This is a genomic window from Microbacterium shimangi (assembly GCF_043556445.1).
GTDB lineage: Bacteria > Actinomycetota > Actinomycetes > Actinomycetales > Microbacteriaceae > Microbacterium.
The window spans coordinates 605,156-625,660 of the sequence record NZ_JBIGII010000003.1; the positions used below are offsets into that span (position 1 = coordinate 605,156).

At 69.9% G+C, this 20,505-nt stretch carries 15 protein-coding genes; 7 read left to right on the forward strand and 8 right to left on the reverse strand.

The genetic code is table 11. The annotated features are described in order from the left end of the window. Nucleotides 1-101 precede the first annotated feature (101 nt). Both ACFXQA_RS04495 and ACFXQA_RS04500 read right to left on the reverse strand, forming a co-directional pair. Nucleotides 102-566, reverse strand: coding sequence for a hypothetical protein (locus ACFXQA_RS04495; RefSeq protein ID WP_394518600.1), 465 nt, complete (start codon nt 564-566; stop codon nt 102-104). 88 nt (nt 567-654) lie between these two features. Further along, nucleotides 655-1,146, reverse strand: coding sequence for a hypothetical protein (locus ACFXQA_RS04500; protein ID WP_394518601.1), 492 nt, complete (start codon nt 1,144-1,146; stop codon nt 655-657). A gap of 244 nt (nt 1,147-1,390) precedes the next feature. Between ACFXQA_RS04500 and ACFXQA_RS04505 the strand changes: the two genes are divergently transcribed. Genes ACFXQA_RS04505 through sufU form a run of 4 tightly spaced genes read left to right on the forward strand, consistent with a single transcriptional unit; the run spans nt 1,391 to nt 5,247 of the window. Next, nucleotides 1,391-2,341, forward strand: a complete 951-nt coding sequence (locus ACFXQA_RS04505; RefSeq protein WP_394518602.1) for an ABC transporter ATP-binding protein — start codon at nt 1,391-1,393, stop codon at nt 2,339-2,341. After that, nucleotides 2,338-3,477 (forward strand): ABC transporter permease subunit, encoded by a 1,140-nt coding sequence (locus ACFXQA_RS04510; RefSeq protein ID WP_394518603.1) that lies wholly within the window; start codon nt 2,338-2,340, stop codon nt 3,475-3,477. The genes ACFXQA_RS04505 and ACFXQA_RS04510 overlap by 4 nt, the downstream gene beginning before the upstream one ends. Nucleotides 3,478-3,517: 40 nt before the next feature. Further along, complete coding sequence (locus ACFXQA_RS04515; RefSeq protein ID WP_394518604.1) at nt 3,518-4,816, forward strand: SufS family cysteine desulfurase; 1,299 nt, start codon at nt 3,518-3,520, stop codon at nt 4,814-4,816. Further along, on the forward strand, nt 4,813-5,247 hold the full coding sequence (sufU, locus tag ACFXQA_RS04520; protein WP_394518605.1) for a Fe-S cluster assembly sulfur transfer protein SufU: 435 nt from the start codon (nt 4,813-4,815) through the stop codon (nt 5,245-5,247). The genes ACFXQA_RS04515 and sufU overlap by 4 nt, the downstream gene beginning before the upstream one ends. A 15-nt stretch (nt 5,248-5,262) precedes the next feature. Here the strand turns inward: sufU and ACFXQA_RS04525 are convergent, their stop codons facing one another. The 5 genes from ACFXQA_RS04525 to ACFXQA_RS04545 form a co-directional block, all read right to left on the reverse strand. After that, on the reverse strand, nt 5,263-5,814 hold the full coding sequence (locus ACFXQA_RS04525; protein WP_394518606.1) for a hypothetical protein: 552 nt from the start codon (nt 5,812-5,814) through the stop codon (nt 5,263-5,265). An 86-nt stretch (nt 5,815-5,900) separates the two neighbouring features. Then, complete coding sequence (locus ACFXQA_RS04530; protein WP_394518607.1) at nt 5,901-12,026, reverse strand: ThuA domain-containing protein; 6,126 nt, start codon at nt 12,024-12,026, stop codon at nt 5,901-5,903. A gap of 298 nt (nt 12,027-12,324) precedes the next feature. Next, a complete protein-coding gene (locus ACFXQA_RS04535) occupies nt 12,325-13,572 on the reverse strand; it encodes an ROK family transcriptional regulator (RefSeq protein ID WP_394518608.1) in 1,248 nt (415 codons plus the stop codon). 84 nt (nt 13,573-13,656) lie between these two features. Next, nucleotides 13,657-14,634, reverse strand: coding sequence for an SRPBCC family protein (locus ACFXQA_RS04540; protein WP_394518609.1), 978 nt, complete (start codon nt 14,632-14,634; stop codon nt 13,657-13,659). 25 nt (nt 14,635-14,659) lie between these two features. Beyond that, nucleotides 14,660-15,049 carry an ArsR/SmtB family transcription factor gene (locus ACFXQA_RS04545; protein ID WP_394518610.1) on the reverse strand — a complete coding sequence of 130 codons (390 nt, stop codon included), beginning with the start codon at nt 15,047-15,049 and terminating at the stop codon, nt 14,660-14,662. A gap of 154 nt (nt 15,050-15,203) precedes the next feature. Between ACFXQA_RS04545 and ACFXQA_RS04550 the strand changes: the two genes are divergently transcribed. Then, nucleotides 15,204-16,622: an HNH endonuclease signature motif containing protein gene (locus tag ACFXQA_RS04550; RefSeq protein ID WP_394518611.1), complete on the forward strand. Its 1,419-nt coding sequence runs from the start codon at nt 15,204-15,206 to the stop codon at nt 16,620-16,622. Here the strand turns inward: ACFXQA_RS04550 and ACFXQA_RS04555 are convergent. Continuing rightward, nucleotides 16,619-16,984, reverse strand: a complete 366-nt coding sequence (locus ACFXQA_RS04555) for a bleomycin resistance protein (RefSeq protein WP_394518612.1) — start codon at nt 16,982-16,984, stop codon at nt 16,619-16,621. The genes ACFXQA_RS04550 and ACFXQA_RS04555 overlap by 4 nt on opposite strands. A gap of 51 nt (nt 16,985-17,035) precedes the next feature. Here ACFXQA_RS04555 and ACFXQA_RS04560 point away from each other — a divergent pair, with 51 nt between their 5' ends. Next, the gene (locus ACFXQA_RS04560; RefSeq protein WP_394518613.1) at nt 17,036-18,013 is read left to right on the forward strand and encodes an alpha/beta fold hydrolase; all 978 of its coding nucleotides are present in this window, start codon (nt 17,036-17,038) and stop codon (nt 18,011-18,013) included. Nucleotides 18,014-18,173: 160 nt separating this feature from the next. Beyond that, nucleotides 18,174-20,504: a phosphoribosylformylglycinamidine synthase subunit PurL gene (gene purL / locus ACFXQA_RS04565; RefSeq protein ID WP_394518614.1), complete on the forward strand. Its 2,331-nt coding sequence runs from the start codon at nt 18,174-18,176 to the stop codon at nt 20,502-20,504. Nucleotide 20,505 lies beyond the last annotated feature (1 nt).

A 20,505-nucleotide genomic window follows, 5' to 3' on the forward strand; every position in this document is an offset into this window, starting at 1 on the left:
GCGGCGTCCGGCACTCGGCGCGGCGCGCGGATTCCGCGTCGCCTGACCGATTCTCGGCCACGGCCACGAGCGCGAGACCGCGTCCGCAGTGCGGGCCGGCTTCAGATGCGGGCGGCGGCCGCAGCCTGGCGTATCCCGCACCCGCACGCGTCGATCCACGATACGGCCGCGACGCCGTCCACCATGAGCGAGCCCGGAGAGGTCAGGTGGACCGCGAGGATCTCGGCCGGCGTGTGCGCGTCTGCGAAAACCAGCGAAAGCCCGAGCGGACACCCGCGCACCATCTCGCTGTGCCGGTGAAGCGACTCCCCGGTCGCCAGGGTGAGCGTTCTCACCGCGGCCGTCGCCGGCTCCTGCCCCGTCCAGACGAGCATCAATGCGCGCGGTGCACGGTCGGCGTAGAGCGTGAACGCGAGCCGCGTCATCGCGTGCTGCAGGCGGGAGCGCGCTGCCCGCGGGCGCTGAAGCCCCGAAAGGTCGACCCCGGCAACCGCCGTGTGGCCGATCGTGTCGGTCACCTGTTCAACGAACCGCTCGAGAACCGCCGCATCGCCGATGGTGTTCACTCGCGCTCGTCCTCGTCGCGGGCCTCGGTCGCCGCGGCCTCGATGCGGGCGCAGCGCGTCGCGAAGACGATCGAGTGCAGCAGCATCCTCACCGCCCCCGACCGGGGCGCACGTCGCCGACGCTGAAGCATCCGGCGCACGGAACCGCGATGAGGTCGCCGACGCGCGGGTCGGCCGGGATCCGCACGACGCCGGTGACCGCTCCCGTGGCGGCGTCGAGCACCGTGAAGGGTTCCTCGTATGCGTGCGAGACGCGTCCGAGCAACCGCGCCTCCCGCCACAGCGGGGCGTGCGCGCGGAATGTCGCGTCGAGACGGATGCTGCCCGCATCCGCGTCGACGATCCGTGCCACCACGACCGTGGTCGACTCCGTCGGCGAGGCAACGCCGCCCGACACGGGCACGATCGCCGCTCCGGTGTAGACGCAGGGCGTCGCGCACAGGTCGACGATCCGCAGCATCGACACCCCTGAGACCACGACGTCGTCGAGCGTGGGGTGCGTGCCGGCGGGCCAGATATCGCGGTCGAAGGGCGAGGGGATGCTGTCGCGAAGGGTCGGAAGGAGGGACGTGAGGGTCATGGGTTCCGGTCTACGCCGACGTCCGCGTCGTCGCGCGCGCCCTCACGATCCCCGTACGGGTCTCACCCCGAACCTGACGGATCACTCGCACCGGCCTGACACGCCGCCGCGAGACCGCTTCGGCGCGGCGAGACCCCGACATTCTGCGCGGGTCTCGCCACGGCGGTGCGGTCTCGACGCGCGCGGTGCGGTCTCGACGCGCGAGCGGTATGCGGGCGAGCGCCGCCACCCCTACGCTGGCAGCGTGAGCGCCACCACCGCCGTCAGTGCCACCATCGTCGCGACCGGGTTGCGTCGCTCTTTCGGCAGCGTCCCCGCGGTGCGCGACGTCAGTCTCCGCGCCGAAGCCGGCCGCGTCACGGGGCTCGTCGGGCCCAACGGCTCGGGCAAGACCACGCTCATGCTCATGCTGTCGTCGCTGCTGGCCCCCGACGCGGGCGAGATCAGTATCGGCGGCTTCGACCCAGTCGAGCACCCGCAGGAGGTGCGGCGGATCCTCGGGTGGATGCCCGATTCGCTCGGCGCATGGGGTTCGCTGTCGGCGCGCGAGACGCTCGTCATCACCGGCCGGCTCTACGACGCCACCCGCGACGCCGCGCGCGAGCGCGCCGACGACCTGTTGCGTCTCGTCGACCTCGAGACGCTCGCCGAAGCCCCCGCCCGCGTGCTCTCGCGCGGGCAGAAGCAGCGCCTGGGGCTCGCACGGGCCCTCGTGCACGATCCACTCGTCCTGCTGCTCGACGAGCCCGCCTCCGGGCTCGATCCCGAGGCGCGCGTCGCCCTCCGCGTGCTCCTGCGCCGTCTGGCCGACGAGGGACGCGCGGTGCTCGTCTCCAGCCACGTCCTCTCCGAACTCGAAGAGGTCGCCGACGACGCGGTGTTCCTGCTCGACGGTGCCACCGTCGCCCCCGACCGCGTCGCCGCGGCCTCCCGCCGCCGGCGCGCCTGGCGGGTGCGTCTCGCCGACGCCGCCCCCGCAGCATCCGTCTCCGCCGTCGCGCACGCCCTGCACCTCGATCCGGCCGACCTCACCGCCGAACGGCTCGGGGTGCTCGTGCCCCTCGGGTCCGACGGCGACGCGGCGGCAGCACTGCGCGCGCTCGTCGAAGCCGGCCTCGCCGTCGTGGAGTTCGCACCGGCGACCGGCAGCCTCGAACACACGCTGCTCGACCTCCGCGATGGGAGCCCGACATGAACGCCACGCGCATCGGCGTCATCGCCCGGCTCGAGTTGACGCAGCGCATCCGCAGCGTCGCGTGGTTCGTGCTGCTCGCGGTGTTCGCTCTGCTGTTGCTCGGCGTGACCCTGTTGTCGTTCCAGGCCGTCTCACCGTCGCTCGACGGCGACGACACGGCCGGCGCGAACGTCTTCTCGCTCATCGTCTACTTCGTGCTGCTGCTCGTCGTCCTCGTCTCGCCCACCCTCAGCGGCAACGCGATCAACGGCGACCGCGATGCCGCCACACTCGCTCCCGTGCAGGTGACGCTGGCGACAACCGGCGACATCCTCGTCGGCAAGCTGCTCGCCGCGTGGGTCACCGGGCTCGCCTTCCTCGCCGTCGCCGTGCCGTTCCTCGTGATCGCCACCGCCGCCGGGGGTGTGCCCCTCGACGTGCTGCTGGTGTCGCTCCTCGTCCTCGTCGTCGAGGTCGGCGTGGTCGCGGCGGTCGGCGTCGGGCTCAGCGGAATCCTCGCGCGCCCCCTGTTCTCGGTCGCGGTGACCTATCTCACGGTGGCAGCCCTCGTGCTCGGCACCGTCATCGCGTTCGGGCTCAGCGCTTCGGCGAGCCGCACCGAGGTCGAGTCGCGGAGCAGAGTCCTCGAGCCCGTGATGTCCACGCCCCGCCCCACCGTCGCCCCCGAGTGCATGACGGCTGACCCCGGGCAGACCGAGCCGTTGCCGCAATGCACCGGCAGCGGCGCGGTGAGTGAACCGCAGTACGAGTGCGGCGAGTGGTCGACCCAGCGGTACGAGACGACCCGCACCGACCACCTGTGGTGGATGCTGGCGGCCAACCCCTTCGTGATCCTCGCCGATGCCACCCCCGCCCGCTTCGTCAACGGCGAGCCGAGAGACGTCTTCGGTTCGGTCAAGGTCTTCGTGCGCCAGGCCCAGCTCTCGCCCGAGGCGGCCGCCGAATGGGACGGGTGCGACGTGAGCGCATCGGGTGTGCCGAACACCTCGTCCGAGCAGCGGATCGAAGGCACGGTGCCGAGCTGGTTCGTCGGACTCGCGGTGCAGGTGCTGCTCGCCGGGCTGCTCATGTGGCGGGCGGCCGCCCGCACGAAGACCCCGGCGAAGCGGTTGCCGCCGGGAACCCGCATCGCCTGAGCGCGACCCGCGAACGGATGCTGCGGCATAGCCTGGAACGATGAGCATTCCTGACGGTGCGACCCTGGCCGCCGGTTTCGACCCCACGCGCGTCCGCGGCGACTTCCCCCTGCTCGCGCGCGACATCGACGGAGCACCCCTCGTCTACCTCGACTCGGCCGCGACGAGTCAGAAACCGCGGGCCGTGATCGACGCGGAGGCCGCCTTCCTGACCGGAGCCAACGCCGCCGTGCACCGCGGCGCCCACACCCTCGCGGCCGAGGCGACCGAGCTCTTCGAAGACGCGCGGGCGACCGTGGCGGCCTTCGTCGGCGCCGAACCCGAGCAGGTCGTCTGGACGAGCGGCGCGACGGCCGGTATCAACCTGGTCGCCTACGCGCTGGGCAATGCATCGCTCGGACGCGGAGGACCCGAGGCCCGGCGCCTCGCTCTGGCCCCCGACGACGAGATCGTCGTCACCGAGTCGGAGCACCACGCCAACCTGATCCCCTGGCAAGAACTCGCCGCCCGCACCGGTGCGGTCCTTCGCACGATTCCCGTCCGCGACGACGGCACGCTCGATCTCGAGGTCGCCGCCTCGGTCGTCGGCGCGCGCACCCGTGTCGTCGCGTTCCCCCACGTCTCGAACGTGCTGGGGATCGTGAACCCCGTGGCCGAGCTGGTGGCGCTCGCCCGCGCGGTCGGCGCGCTCACACTCCTCGACGCCTGCCAATCGGCACCGCACCTGCCGCTCGACCTGCCGGGGCTCGGCGTCGACCTCACCGTGTTCTCGGGGCACAAGATGCTCGGGCCCTACGGCATCGGAGCCCTGTACGGACGCGCCGAGGTACTCGACGCGCTCCCGCCCTTCCTCACGGGAGGGTCGATGATCACGACCGTCACCCTCGAGCGCGCCGAGTATTTGCCCCCGCCGCAGCGGTTCGAAGCGGGCACCCAGCCGGTGTCGCAGGCGATCGCCCTCGCGGCCGCCGCCCGTTATCTCTCGAATTTCGATATGGCGGCCGTGCACGCGCACGAGAGCGACCTGGAGCGGCGGATGCTGCGAGGGCTGCGCGAGATTCCCGGCATCCGGCTACTCGGAGAGGCCGCCGATGCGGAGCGGGTCGCGCTCTGGGCGTTCGACGTCGACGGCGTGCACGCGCACGACGTCGGGCAGTTCCTCGACGCCCGCGGTGTCGCCGTCCGCGTCGGCCATCACTGCGCCCAACCCCTGCACCGCCGGTTCGGGATGACCGCCTCGGTGCGGGCGAGCGCCGCGCTCTACAACACGGCCGACGAGATCGACGTCTTCCTCGACGCTCTCTCGGGCGTCCGCCCGTTCTTCGGAGCGGGCGCATGAGCGGGCTCGAATCGCTGTACCAGGAGCTGATCCTCGACCACGCGAAGAACCGTCGCGGCTTCGGCCTCGCGGGCTCCGACGCCGACGCGACGTCTCACCAACGCAATCCGATCTGCGGCGACGAGATCACCGTGCGCGTGCGCGTCGAGGGCGACCACGTGGCCTCCCTCACGTGGGAAGGCGCCGGGTGTTCGATCTCGCAGGCGTCGGCGTCGATGCTCGCCGAACTCGCCGACGGCCTCGATCGTGAAGCGGCGCAGCACCTCGTCGAACGCTTCCGCGAGTCGATGCGGTCCAAGGGCACTCTCGAACTCGACGAAGACGAGTTCGGCGACGCCACCGCCCTCTCGGGGGTGTCGAAGTACACCGCCCGGGTGAAATGCGCGATGCTCGCGTGGGTCGCGTTCGAAGACGCCCTGCGCCGGGCCTGATCGGCGCTGCGCCTCTCAGGCGACGTGCTCCCGGGTGCGGCGGCGCAGAAGGACCGCCGCCACCACGCCCCCGACCAGCAGGACGCCCGCCCCGAGTCCGGTGAAGCCCATCCACATCGCCGGTGAGGCCTCCGAGGTCTCGGCCACAGCTGTCGTCGCGCCGGCCTCGACCGGGGCCTCGAGCGGAGCGACGGTGAAGTCGACCGTTGCTTCTGCGACCTCGGGGGTCGTCGTCCGCACCGTGACCGACCAGTCGCCATCCGCGAGGAACGGCGACTCGCTCACCCAGCGCCCCACCCCTTCCGACGACGATACGAGCGACACCGGGCCGGCGGTGCGCCCGTCGGATGCTTTGGCCGTCACGACGGGGTCGATGATCTCTTCGACCAGGTGACCGTCCTTGACGTACTGGGCGTAGAGCGAGACGCCTCCGGCGCCGTCGGGCGTGACGACGATCTGGAAAGGCCCACCGTGCGCCCGCGCGGTCGCCGGTGCCAGCAGGACGAAGGCCACGGCGAGGAGCAATGCCAGCGTCGTGCCGAAGAGGGTGTGAGCGGTGCGGGTCATGCTGTCGTCCTTCTCGAGCTGTGCCGATACGGGAGGAACGAGAACCCCCGTGCGCCACTGCGCCCGGGGGTCCTCGTCCGATTCATCTAGTTGCGTGCTTCTCGGCGACGCCGGGCGATGAGGTAGACCGCCGCGCCCACCAGCAGGAACGCCGCTCCGAACGGGAGCTGCAGCTGCCAGGCATCCGAACCGGTCGCCGGGAGGTTTCCGCCCCCACCGCCCGGTCCGCCATCGCCCGATCCACCACCGTCGGTGACCGGCGCAGCCGTGACGGTCAGGTCACCACTGCGGGCGACCTCCTCGCCCTGCACCCGCAGCACGATCTGGTGGGTACCCGGGTCGACCCCGGCGGGAATCGTCACGTTCACCGAGAACGTTCCGCTCGCGTTCGTCCGAACCGTGGCCAACCGCTGCGGGTCGGAGTAGATCCAGATCTCGACGTCGGTGTCGGCCGGCAGGCCCGCACCCGTCACGAGCACCTGCCCGCCCACGGCGACCCCTGTGGGGCTCACCACGACGGTCGGGTCGGGCTGCGGCTCGGGATCGACGATCACCTCGGCGACCTCGGCCGCCCCTTCGACGCCTACGTTGCCCGCCTCGTCGACCGCCCGGAAGGTGACCGTCGCCGCCGCGGTGCCCGGCACCACGATCGGCTCGGCGTACGAGATCCAGGCGGCTTCCGCCGTGAGGCGGTACTCGATGCGGTCGACCCCGCTGGTCGCGTCCGTCGCCGTCAGGGTCACGGTGCGCCCATCGACCATCGCGGATGCCGTCGGCACAGCGGAGTCGATGCGGATGACGTGCTGCTCGGTGACGGAGTAGTACTCGCCATCGGTCGCGCGGATCCACAGGGTCGTCGTACCCTCGTCGTCGACCACCAGCGATTCGCCCAGTGCGGTGAACGTCGTGCCGTCGGCGGAGTACTCCACCGTCACCGGCGCCTCGCCCGTCGTCGTGCCGGTCGCGGTGATCGTCACGTCGTCCAGGTACCAGCCGCCGGCGCCCGTCGGCTGCGCCGGGTCGAGGTCGACCTCGAGTGCGAGCACGGGCGCCTCTTCCGAGACGGCCGGCACCTGCAGGCTGAGCGGCTCCGACACGTTGCCCGCGGTGTCGACGGCCCGGTGCCAGACGGTCTGCGCCTCGTCGCTCAGGGCGACGGCTGCGCTGTAGGTCGTCCAGGCACCCTCGCCGACGCGGTACTCCAGGAGGGCGATCCCGCTGGTCGCATCCGAACCCGTCAGCGTCAGCGTTCGGGGGCTCACCGCGGAGTCCACGACGGCCGCACTCACCGGGGCGAGCGCATCGATCTTGAACGAGACCGAGTCGCTCACCGTCTCCTGTCCCGGAGCCGATGCGCGGTACTGCACCGTGTGGTCGCCATCGGTCGTGACCCGGACGGCCGAGGTGTACTCGACCCACCCGGCGCCGTCGACGTTGACCTCGCGGTAGACGGTGCTGTCGCCGCCGCCCGTGGTGGCGACCGAGACCGTCACCGCGTCGGAGTACCACCCGTTCTCACCCGACGGTGTCGCCGGGTCGAGCGTGGCGCTCACCGCGATCGGCTCCGCCTCGTCGCCGATCACCCGGAAGTAATCGAAGTGCGCCGTCTGCGAGACCTGACCCTGCGAGGAGTTGCCCAGCGCGTACAGGCCGACCCGCCCCGCGGCCGCCGGTGCGTTGACGAAGGTCTCGGCGAACGGTGTCCACGTCGTGCCGTCGGCGCTGTGCCAGCCGGTGACGGTCGTCCCGGTCTTGGTCAGACGCAGCCAAACCTCGCCGTTCGACGGTGCGACGGCGTTCGGCTGCGGGTTCTGCACGACCCCGCCGATCTCGCTGCGCATCTCGAGGTTCCGCGGCGGGTTCGCCCCGCCCGTACCGGTGGCGACGATGTCGAGCTTGACGTAGTTGTCGTCGTCGGCCCGCAGGATCAGGCCCGCCTGCTGGAACGAGCGGTCCAGGCGCGAGGCGTCGATCTTGGTCTCGACCGTCCAGTCCTCACCGGGCTGCGGCTGCAGGATGAAGTTCGGCACCCCGGTGTCTGCACCGTAGATGTCGTTCGGAGTCGTGTCGATCTGCAGCTCGCCGCCGGCGACCCGGTAGCCCGTGGGCTGCGGGTTGTCGACCGTCCAGCGGCAGGCGTCCAGCGACGTTCCGTCGAACTCGTCGTCGGGCGTCTCGGCCGTGGCGGTGTCGTCGGGCGTGATGTGGAACCAGTCGAACTGGGCGTCGATCACGCTCGGCGTCGATCCGCTGTTCGAGAATGCGGCGAGCCCGATACGCGGGTTCGTCATGCCTGCCAGCTGCTTCGTCTCGGGCATCGACGTGTACGTCGATCCGTCGGCGGAGTAGGCGGCCTGCAGGGTGGTCCCGTCACTGGTGAACCGCACGAAGTAGGTGTCGGGGAACGCATCGCCCAGTGGCGACGTGTTCGACGCCGCGACCTCGTTCGCGGTGCCGTTCTCCTCGCGGACGAACTGGAACACGCGTCCGGCGGCGCTGGCGTCCCGCGCCTGGAGCACCATCTTGGCGTAGTTGTCATCGTCGCCGTAGACGATCAGACCCGCCTGCTGGTAGCTCGCCCGCGCCGGCAGCGTCACCTTCGCCGTGGCCTGCCAGGCACCGGCGGGGAGATCCTGCAGCACGATGTTGGGCGTGTCTCCGCCACCGCCGTAGATGTCGGTCTTGCTCGCCGGGATGACGAGGCTGCCGTTGACGACCCGTGCGTCCTGGTTCGGTCGCACGATGCGGTTCCACCGCTCGGTATCGAGCACCGTGCCGTCGAAACCGTCGGAGCGTCCGGTGAAGCACATCTCACCGCCGGGCGACGAAACGGTGATCTGCACCACCTCGTCGCGGTAGGCGCCCTGCTCGTCGGTCGCCCGAACGGTGAGCAGGTAGGTGCCGGGCGTGTCGTAGATGAACTGCCGCTGCGTGTCGCCGGCGACGAATCCATCGCCGGTTCCCTGATCCCACTGCAGCGTCACGGCGCCGCCTTCGGGATCGGTCGCCGAAGCGAGGGCGTTCACCACGAGAGGTGCGCTGCCCGAGCGGGCGTCGACATCGAGCGCCACGACGGGGAGGCCATTGCTCTCGACGCCCTCACCGGCCCATTCGAAGTAGTTCAGGTTCATCGTTCCTTCGACGACCACGAAGTAGAGCGTGCCGCTCTCGTCGGGCAGGTCGCTCAGTGCGACGTCGAAGTCCTGGTAGGTCTGCCAAGCACCCGTGTTGGTGTAGTCGATCCGCCCGAGCTCGGGGCCGGTGGGCGAGTTCCACCGCATAGACAGCGAGCCGCCGCCGTTCGGGGAGGCGATGCGCGCACGCACGCCCTCGATGCCGGTGAAGTTGACCGGTTCGTACGACCACCAGTCGCCGGGATCGACGTACGACAGGTTCAGACCGCCGCCGGCATCGCTCGTGGTCTCGGTCTGCACACCGCCGGCTCCGTCGATGTTGCCGGTCTCGGTGAAGAACTCGGCCTCGAAGTGCTTCGGGTTCAGCACGTTCGTGCTGTAGCCCGTGAGGGGCACGTCGGCGGCTCCGCCGTCGTCGGTGTACCGCACGTCGACCACCCAGAAGATGTTCGACGTGATGCCGTGGCCGCCGTCGCGTCCGGTCGGGATGCTGCCGGAGCAACCGCTCAGCTCACCCGCCGGGTGCTGGTGCGAGTCGTGGCCGAGAGCGGGGAGCACCTGCACCTTGCTGCAGTCGATCGGACCATCGGCGTCGGGATCGGTGACGATGACCTCGTACGCCACCTCGTCGCCCCAGTTGAAGAATCCTCCCGACTCGGGGAAGACGATCTGCACCTTCGGAACGGCGTTGCCGACGACGAGGTTGATCGTCGCGATCGACGTGCGGCCGTCCTCATCGGTCACCGTGAGGGTCGCGGTGTACTGGCCGATGCCGGTGTAGGTGTGCGAGGGGTCTGCCTCGTCGGTCGTGGGCGAACCGTCGCCGAAGTCCCACTCCAGCGTGAAGGGCTTGCCTGCCGGGTGGCGGGTGCCCTCGGACGAGAAGTTCACCGAGAGCGATTCCCCGGCGCCGTTGGTCACGTCGGAGCTGGCCCGAGCGAGAGGAGACGGGTTCGCCTGCACGTAGTCGATGCGGTAGATGCCCGAGCTCGCGTTGTCGCCGCCGAAGCCCTCGCCCCAGTCGATGACGTAGAGCGCGCCGTCAGGACCCCAGGTCATGTCCATCGCCCGGTAGAAGCCCTTCGACGGGTCGAAGATGCCCGGGAGGATGCGGTTGATGTCGACGATCTCGCTGTTGCGCGCAGCATCCGTCTCATCGGTGTTCAACTGCACGCTGAAGATCTGACCGGCGTTCCAGTCACCGAGGATCGCCTTGTTGTCCCAGTAGGCGGGCCACTTCACGTCGGAGTCGAGCTCTTCGTCGTACTGGTAGACCGGGCCGCCCATCGGCGCTCCGGTGTAGCCCGAGCCGTTGCCGATCTCTTTGAACGGGTTGGTATCGGTGCCGCTGCTTCCCCAGTACTCGGGGGTGATCACGTCGGGAAGCTCGGTCAGACCCGTGTTGTTCGGGCTGTCGTTGACGAGATTCTGCGGGTCGAACACCGCGCCCGACACGCGGGTGCCGAAGTTGTAGTCGCGGTAGCAGGTGACTCCGGTGCAGTACGGCCAGCCGTAGTTGCCCGGCTCGTCGACGATGTTCCACTCCGTCGTGGCGGCGGGTCCGCGGGTCGAGCTCGCAGCCCCTGCGTCGGGCCCGTAGTCACCGACCAGCACGTTGCCGGTCATCGGGTCGAGTCCGATGCGGAACGGGTTGCGGAACCCCATGGCGTAGACCTCGGGGCGCGTCTTCGCGGTGCCCGGGGCGAACAGGTTTCCCTCGGGCACCGTGTAGGTGCCGTCGTCCTGCGGGGTGATGCGCACGATCTTGCCGCGCAGGTCGTTCGTGTTGGCGGAGCTCTTCTGCGCGTCGTAGTCGCTGCGACCGGCGCGCTCGTCGATCGGGTTGTAACCGTCGGACTCGAACGGGTTGGTGTTGTCGCCCGTGGCGAGGATCAGGTTGCCGTCGAGGTCGAAGACCATGTCGCCGCCCGCGTGGCAGCAGGTGTTGCGCTGCGTGGTGATCTTCAGCAGCGCCTTCTCGGAGGCGATGTCGAAGCTCTTCGTGGCGGGGTCGTAGGTGAAGCGCGAGATGCGGTTGTGAGGGCCGTCGGCGGGGGTGACCGTCGAGGGGGCCCAATAGACGTAGAGCCAGTTGTTCGTCGCGAAGTCGGGGTCGAGCACGAGTCCGAGCAGGCCGTCTTCGTTGCCGAGGGTCACGGGCAGGTTCAACGCCGTGGTGGTCTGCTGCGTGACGGGATCGATGCGCTGCACGCGGCCGTTGCGCTCGGCGTAAAACACCGTGGTGTCGGCGGCGACTTCGAGGGCCATCGGGTTGCCGGTGTTGGTGTCGAGGGGCACGAGCTCGAAGCTGTCGCTCTGGGTGGCGCTGCAGTCGGCGTCTTCGACGCCCGCGGCCGTGCGGATGCCGCCGAGCAGGTGTTCGAGGAACGGCGCGTCGGTGAACGACTCGTCGGTGTGGCCGCCGCCGGTGTACCAGGCGCGGCCGCCGTCGTAGGTCTGGCACCAGGCGAGGGGGTGGTCGATGCCCATGCCGCCGCCGGTGTAGGTCGACTCATCCAGCGACATGAGCACGTGCACGTCGTCGCGGGGGTTGGTGCGGAAGTCGTACCACTCGTCGTAGCGGGACCAGACCTCGGGGAGGTGCGCCGTCGACGGGTGCGCGTGGTCCTCCACCTTGAGATCGGCGTTCTGGGGTGCGGGGTGCCCCTGGAAGTAGGCGCCGACGAGCTCGTTGTACCAGGGCCACTCGTATTCGGTGTCGGAGGCCGCGTGGATACCGGCGTAGCCGCCACCCGCCTGGATGTACCGCTCGAACGCCGCCTGCTGATCGGCGGTCAGCACGTCGCCGGTCGTCGACAGCCAGATGACCGCGTCGTACTGGGCGAGGTTGTCGTCGGTGAAGGTCGTGGCGTCTTCGGTCGCGTCGACGTCGAAGCCGTTGTCGACACCGAGCTTCTCGATCGCCGCGACACCCGCGGGGATCGAGCCGTGACGGAAGCCTGCGGTCTTCGAGAAGACGAGGACGCGGAACTCACCCGCCTCTTCGACGGCGGCAGCGGGGAGGGCGCCCACCGCCGCGGGCACGGGCGGCGCGGCCATGGCGGCCGGGGAGCTCATCAGCGCGAGGGGTATCGCGAGAGCGGCAGACAACACGCTCGCGATGATCCGTGAACGTCGGCGGGTTCGTACAGCTGTGTACAAGGCGGGGTTCCTCTCGAGCCGAGCCACCGTCGGTGTGGCCGTGCTTCTCACCTCAGGGCGAGACCCACGGAGCGACGGTGCATCCACGGGGTTGCCGCGATCCTATGAGCGCCTTTTGTTGCCTGTCAATACATACTCGCCAAATAGCCGACATCGACAGACCCTCCGGCCTGTCAGAGGGCGCGAGAGGGCGGACGGATGCGGCGGAGCGGGCCTATGGGCGATCCGTCAGCCGCGCGCGTCGCGTGCCGAGCGGCACGACCGTCGGATCGCTCAGCAACGGGCGGAAGGCGAGCTCGGCCGCGCCGATGAGGAGGTTCACCCGACCCAGCTGCGAGCGCTCGAGGCGCACCTGTCCGGCGGGTCCGGGGAGGGCGGCGGCGCGCAGCATCCGCTCCAGGCGTTCTCCGCCCAGCTGGCCCAGAATCCCCAGAAATCCGCCCAGAACGACGACCTCCGGGTTCATGAGATTGACGATCGTGCGCAGGGCGATTCCGAGGTGGACGATCTGCAGGTCGGCGAGTGCGCGCACGTCATCGCGGTCGGCGTACCCCTGGGCGAGCAGCGCCTCGAGCTCGTGCGGATTCTCGACCCCGACGCCCGCGATCTCGAGCAGCGCGTCGCGGGTCACCTCGGCCTCGAAGCACCCCGCCGCACCGCACCGGCAGATGGTCCCGCCGGAACGGACGAGAGTATGTCCGATCTCCCCACCAAACCCCCCGCGCCCCTGCAGCAGGCGCGACTCGGCGACGATCCCCCCGCCGATGCCGCTCGCCCCGCCGTTCAGATACGCGACGTTGCCGCTCCCGACGCCGGCGCCGAACAACACCTCGGCGACGACTCCGCAGCTGGCGTCGTTGGCAGCCCACGCCGGCACGCCGAGCGCGTCCGAGATCATGGCCGTGATGGGCTCGTCGACCCACTCGAGGTGAGCGGCGAGCCGCACCGATCCGTCGGCCGCCGACACGAGCCCGGGCACAGCGACTCCCGCGCCGACGATCTCGTGGGCCTGGCCCAGCTCGGGCTGCATACCGGCAACCAGGGCGGTGACGACGTTGACGACCTCCCGCGCGGTCGGGGGCCGCTCGTGCTCGAAACGCACCTCGCGCAGCACGCGGCCGCCCATCGCCACGATTCCGAGCGTCGTGGCGTCGAGTTCGGGGTTGACGGCGATCACGACGTGCCGGTCCGACGTCGAGATCTCGAGACTCGGGCGTCCGATCCGCTTGGTGTCCCGCGCCTCACCGACGACGACGAGGTCGCGCGCTTCGAGGTCGGCCACGATCGACGCGATCGTCGATCGGTTCAACCCCATGGCCCGGGTCAGGTCGGCTCGGGACAACGACCGGCGGGCGTGGATGAGCGCGAGGGCCGACCCGAGGTTGTTCCTGCGAAGGTCGTCGAGGTTCTTCCCCTGTGCGAGGGCACCCGAAGCCGCCGGCATGGCACGCGCAGCATCCATGGCCCAACCCCTTACCGCCCCGAGAACAGCGTATCCGTCCCCTCGCGCGCCGTTCGCACGCGCGAGGGGACGACCGGAGTCGTGTCAGGCGGCGAGGACGCCCTCGAGTCGCCGGTAGCTCGCCTCCATGCCGTCGGTCATGCCCGTCGCGAGCACCATGTCGCGGGTCTCCTTGTCGGGATACTCGATGAGCAGGGTGAGGAGGGTGACGCCGTCCTCCTCGTAGAGCGACAGGTCGTTGGTGGTCGAGGGGAAGTCGGTGCCGGTCATGTGCTCGGTCGTGACGGCGCGCACGGGAGGTTCGGAGAGGAGGGTCTCGCCGTCGAACCCGAACTCTTCGCCCTCGGTGCCCTCCTCGGGGGCCCACGCGTAGCGGTAACGGCCGCCGACGCTCGGATCGATCTCGCAGACGGTCATGCGCCAGCCGTCGGGCCCGAGCAGCCACCGACGCATCAGGTCGGGATCGTTGTGGGCGCGCCACACGAGGTCGCGAGATCCTTCGATGAGGCGGGTGATCCGCACGTGCACGTCGTCGAGGATCTCGGTGCGGGTGCCCTTGCCCAGCGCATACTCGCGCAGATCGGCGACGACCTGGTCGAGCTGGTTGAACGCCATCGTCGAACCCTCCACCGCCCCCATCTCGACGATCTGATCCAGAGCCTCGGCAGACGAGAAGTGACTCACGTTGGTGACCCGCGACCCTGACGCGGTCTGCTCGAAGGTGTACCGCATGCGGGTCGACGGGAGGTTCTCGTCGACGCGCCCGTCGTCGCCGACGAACGAGTCGAGCACCTCGTACCCGGTCTCGGGGTCGATCGAGAGGAACTCCCATGTTCCCCGCGCCTTCTCGCCCGCCGGACTCGTCATCGCGTACTCCGCGCGTCCGCCCACCGTGAAGTCGAAGGTCGTGAAGGTCGCGGGCCACCCGGGAGGACCCCAGAACCGCTCGAGCTGGGAAGGCTCGGTGAAGGCGCGCCACACGCGAGCGGGCGGGGCGTCGACCTCGGCGACGAGGGTCATCGTCAGCGACTCGGGATCGGTGGTGACGGCGGTTACAGGCATCGTTGTCTCCTTCGTGTCGGTGTTGTCAGGGTCGTTGTTCGGGGTCTGGTTCGGGACGCGGGTCGGGGTTCGGTTCGGGGTCTGGTTCGGCGAGCAGGGCCTCGAGTCGATCGATTCGCGCGCGCCACAGCGCCTCGTATCGCGTCAGGAGTTCGCGGACGCGGGCGATCGTGGCGGGATTCGCCCTGACGAGGCGCTCCCGCCCGTCGGCCCGCTTCACGATGAGCTCGGCCGCTTCGAGCACCGCGACGTGCTTCTGCACGGCGGCGAAGCTCATGTCGTAGTCCGCGGCGAGCGCCGACACCGACTGCTCACCGCCGATGGTGCGCCGCACGATGTCTCGGCGCGTCGCGTCGGCGAGCGCCCGGAAGATCCGGTCGAGCTGCGCGTCCTGGGCTTCCGCTTGTGCAACCATTTGGTTGTACGTTAGCGCGGTTCGAGGCGGGAGTCAAGAGTCATGCACTCCTCCCCAGGCTCCGGATCCGGCCGTATTCGGCGACTCATCCACACGCCGCGATTCACCCGCTGATCAGGCCTGCAATGTCGGACCCCCTCGTCAGAATGGAGGCATGGAGCACCACATCGCCCGCCTCCGCGACCTCGCGTCGCAGGCGCGCGACACCGCGGCAGAGGTCTTCGCCGCGGGTGCGATGCGCAGTGCCTCCGAGGGCGAGATCGTCGCGATGATGGATGCTGTGGCCGCAGCCCTGCGCCCCCTCGATGCCCTGCTGGTCGAGGCGACCGGCGAGGTCGACGCGCGTTCGGATTCCCCTCGACCCGGCGAGCGAATGACCGCACGCTACGGGTGCCGCAATTCGCGCGAACTGATCGAGCGGGTGACCCGCATATCGGGTCGACGGGCGGGCGAGTACCTGGCGGCCGGCACGTCCGTGCACGAACCGATCGCGCCCACCAGTGGCGCAGTGCTCCCTCCGCAGTTCCCCGCGTTGCGCGCCGCGTTGGCCGAGGGCGCCATCGGCGTCGATGCGGTGGTCGCCGTGTCGAGCGTCCTGGGTTCCGCGTTGCCGATCGACGCCGCGCGAGAAGCAGCCGACACCGAGCTCGCCGCGTCCGCCCGCGGCGACGGGGTCGACGGTGCACCACCGGCCTCGGCCGACGAACTGCGGTTGCAGGCCCAGGTGTGGGCGATGGTGCTCGATCCCGATGGCGCCGAGCCGCGCGATACGCGGGCTGCCCGAAAGCGGGGCCTCACATTCGGGCAGTGCCGCGACGGGCTCGTCGCCGTGCGCGGGCAGTTGCTCGCCGAAGTGGCCGCCCAATGGCAACGGTTGAACGACAGCATCCTGAACCCCCGACTCGTGGGGCCCCGCTTCGTCGAAGAAGGATCGGTCGAAAGCGAGGCCGACATCGAGGCCGGCGCCGACAGACGCACGACGCCGCAGAAGCGCCACGACGCGCTGGCCACGATCCTGACGGTCGCCGCGCGATCAGGCGAGATGCCGACCATCGGCGGAGCCGCGCCGACCCTCGTGGTCTCGGCCCTGGCCGAAGACGTCACGGAGGGCACAGGATTCGCGCACATCGACGGCGTCGACGAGCCCCTCAGCATCCGGGTCGCCCGTCAGATCGCCTGCACCGGCGGCGTGCAGCGAGTCACCCACGACGCCCGGGGCCGCGTCGTGTCGATCGACGTCTCCGATCGCGTCTTCAACGCCTACCAACGCCGAGCGATCGGCCTCCGCGACGGCACCTGCATCATTCCCGGGTGCCGCGTGCCCGCCATCTGGTGCGAGATCCACCACGTGACCGAAGCCGCCCGCGGCGGGCCCACCCACACCGACAACGGCGTTCTCTTGTGCTGGCACCATCATCGGACGATCGACACCAGCGGCTGGCAGATCCGCATGAACGACGGCGTGCCAGAGGTCCGCGCTCCGCAGTGGCGCGAGCCGTTCCTGCAGTGGCGCCCGGTGACCACATCTCCGACGATGCGGCGAAGACGAGTAGCCGCCCGCGGCCAGCGCTAAGCCAGGTTCTCGATGAGCTGGAGCTGCGTCCCGTCGGGATCGACCAGAAACCCTGCCCGCTGCCCCCACGGCTGCACTTCGACGGGGAGCAGCCGCGGACGCCCCGTCGCCTTCTCCTCCACTCCGGCCTGGCGGATCAGCCGATACAACTCATCGACGTCGTCGACGCGGATGCTGCACATGAACGAGCTGTCATCCGGCACGAGGTCGGGAAACAGGAAGAACTCCAGTTCCAGTCCCCCGCGGCGAAGCATCAGCCAGCCGTCATCCCGATAGGTCGGCTCGAAACCGAACCCGCCGTAGAACGCGACCGTGGCGTCGAACTCACGGGACGGCAGGTTGGGCACCGCGCGGTCGGTCATCGTCGGAGCCTACCGAAGGCCGCCGGCGCTCCGGCCTGGCATCCTTTATCGATGAGCGACGACGATTCGACCGACCAGATCGAGGTCACCGTCGACCACGTGCACACCGACGGCGCCGTCACGCGGGTCACCCGCATGACGACCTCGACGGGCGGTGACACGAGGGCATTCGTCCTGGTGGCCGGCATCGGCGTCGCCGCCACCTACTTCGAATTCTTGGCGCCCCTGCTCGCGCGCAAAGGGGCGGTGTACGCCCTCGACCTACCGGGCTTCGCCGGCGTTCGGCGCCCGCACGTGGCGCCGACCGCCGCGTTCTTCGCCGACCAGGTCGAAGCGGTCCTCGACCACTTCGCGCTGAACGACCCGGTGCTGATCGGACACTCCATGGGAACCCAGGTCGTGACAGAGGTGCTGCTTCGACGCCCGGCGCTCCGCCACGGCGTGCTCGTCAGTCCCGTCGTCAACGAAGCCGAATCGGCCCCCCTGGTGCAGGGCGTGCGCTTCGCGCAGTCGGCATCCCGGGAGTCGTTCCACCTGGCGATGACGGCCCTTTCCGCGTACATCCTCTGCGGGGTCGTCTACTTCCTCACCGTCCTCCCGCACATGCTGCGCTATCGGATCACCGACCGCGTACGCCACGTGCAGACGAAGACGCTCCTCATCCGCGGAGAATACGACCGCTCGTCACCCCGCCGGTTCCACACTCGGCTCGCCGAAGCGCTGCCCGACCCCTGGCGCTGGGAGATGAAGGGTGCCGCGCACTCGATCATCAACGGTCACGCCGTCGGCGTCGCGAAGCTCGTGCTCCGCCATCTCGATGACGGCCTCTCCCGCCGCGGTCAGATGTCGTCGGAAGAGGCCGAGGTACCGCCGGCACGCCACGCCGACCTCCGCATGTTCCTGGGCGCGCTGGCCTCCCGCGCCGCCGAGTGGGTCAGCGCGCTCCGCGGCGACGAGATGGGTGTCGCCCGAGCGAAAGCAGAACATGCACGCCTGCTCTGGCGCGCGTACTCACCCCGCGGAAGCTAGCTTCGACCGGATGCTGGTCGCCCGAGCTCCCATCGAGACCTCACCCTCCTGACGCGTGACGAGGCGGTGGCGGCCTACGGCCCACCCGCCCGGCTCGTGTGACGCGCGCGGATAGGATGAGGACCACCCCCGATCCCCGCGATCTCTGGAGTTCAGCCGCGTGACCAGCCCCGCAGCATCCCTCGCCGACACCGTGCAGAACGCCGAGTCGACGCCCGAGAAAGAGCAGCCGTTCGGCGCGCTCGGCCTCAAGCCCGATGAGTACGCGCAGATCCGCGAGATCCTCGGTCGCCGCCCCACGAGCGGCGAGCTCGCCATGTACTCGGTGATGTGGTCGGAGCACTGCTCCTACAAGTCGAGCAAGATCTACCTGCGCCAGTTCGGCGAGAAGGTCACCGACCAGATGCGCGAACGGCTCATGGTCGGCATGGGCCAGAACGCCGGAGTCGTCGACGTGGGCCAGGGCTGGGCGGTCACCTTCAAGGTCGAATCGCACAACCACCCGAGCTACATCGAACCCTTCCAGGGCGCCGCGACCGGCGTCGGCGGCATCGTCCGCGACATCATCTCGATGGGCGCCCGCCCCGTCGCCGTGATGGACCAGCTGCGTTTCGGCGCCATCGACCACCCCGACACCGCGCGGGTCGTCCACGGCGTCACCAGCGGCATCTCGTTCTACGCGAACTGCCTCGGCCTGCCGAACATCGGCGGCGAGACGGTCTTCGACGCGGTCTACCAGGGCAACCCGCTCGTCAACGCCCTCGCGGTCGGCGTGCTCCGCCACGAAGACCTCAAGCTCGCGAACGCTTCGGGAACCGGCAACAAGGTCGTGCTGTTCGGCGCCCGCACCGGCGGCGACGGCATCGGCGGAGCATCCATCCTCGCCTCCGACTCCTTCGACGAGGCCGGGCCCACCAAGCGCCCCGCCGTGCAGGTCGGCGACCCGTTCGCCGAGAAGGTGCTCATCGAGTGCTGCCTCGAGCTCTACCAGGGCGAACTCGTCGAGGCCATCCAAGACCTCGGAGCCGCCGGAATCTCGTGCGCGACGAGCGAACTCGCGGCCAACGGCAACAGCGGCATGAAGGTCGAACTCTCGAACGTCCTGCTCCGCGACCCCTCGCTCACGCCCGAAGAGATTCTCATGAGCGAGAGCCAGGAGCGCATGATGGCGATCGTCGCCCCCGAGAAGCTCGACGCTTTCCTCGCGGTCGTCGGCAAGTGGGACGTCGAGACCAGCGTTCTGGGTGAGGTCACCGGAGACGGCCGCCTCATCATCGACTGGCACGGCGAGCGCATCGTCGACGTCGACCCGTCTACCGTCGCCGTCGACGGCCCGGTCTACGAGCGCCCCGTCGCCTACCCCACCTGGATCGACGCACTGCAGGCCGACTCGGCGAGCGCGCTCCCCCGCGCCAACGACGCCGCGACACTGCGCGAGCAGTTCTTGCGCCTGCTCGGCAGCCCCAACCTCGCCGACACGTCGTGGATCACGAACCAGTACGACTACTTCGTCGGGGGCAACACCGCCCTGTCGTTCCCCGACGACGCCGGCATGATCCGCGTCGACGAGGAGTCGGGGCTCGGCTTCTCGATCGCCACCGACTGCAACGGCCGCTACTGCCAGCTCGACCCGTACCAGGGTGCCCGCCTCGCGCTGGCCGAGGCCTACCGCAACGTCGCCGTCACGGGCGCCGCCCCCACCGCGGTGACCGACTGCCTGAACTTCGGCAGCCCCGAGAACCCCGAGGTCATGTGGCAGTTCTCGCGGGCCGTCGAGGGCTTGGCCGACGCCTGCCTCGAGATCGGCATCCCGGTCACGGGCGGCAACGTCTCGTTCTACAACCAGACCGGCGACGCCCCCATCTTCCCGACCCCGGTCGTGGGGGTGCTGGGCATCATCGACGACGTCGCCGCGCGCATTCCGAGCGGCTGGCAGGACGCCGGCGAGAACCTCTACCTGCTCGGCATCACCCGCGAAGAGCTCGACGGCTCGGCGTGGGCCGACACGATCCACGATCACCTGGGCGGTCGCCCACCCCAGGTCGACCTCCTCGGCGAGAAGCGACTGGGTGAGCTGCTGCGCGCAGCATCCGACCAGTCCCTCGTCTCGAGCGCGCACGACCTCTCGTCCGGCGGACTCGGCCAGGCCCTCGCCGAGGGCGTCATGCGCTTCGGTGTCGGCGCCCGCGTGTGGCTCACCGAGATCATGGAGCGCGACGGGGTGGATGCCGCCACCGCTCTGTTCTCGGAGTCGACCGGACGCGTCATCGTGTCGGTGCCCCGCGAAGAAGACGTCAAGTTCCGCGGACTCTGCGCGGGTCGCAACTACCCGGTTCTTCGCATCGGCGTCACCGATCCCGCCGCCGACGGCGAAGAGGCTGCACTGGAGGTGCAGGACGTCTTCACGCTGACGACCTCCGAGCTGCGGTCCGTATCGACGGCGACGCTCCCCGCCGCATTCGGCCCGACCGTCACCGAACCCGCCGCCTAGG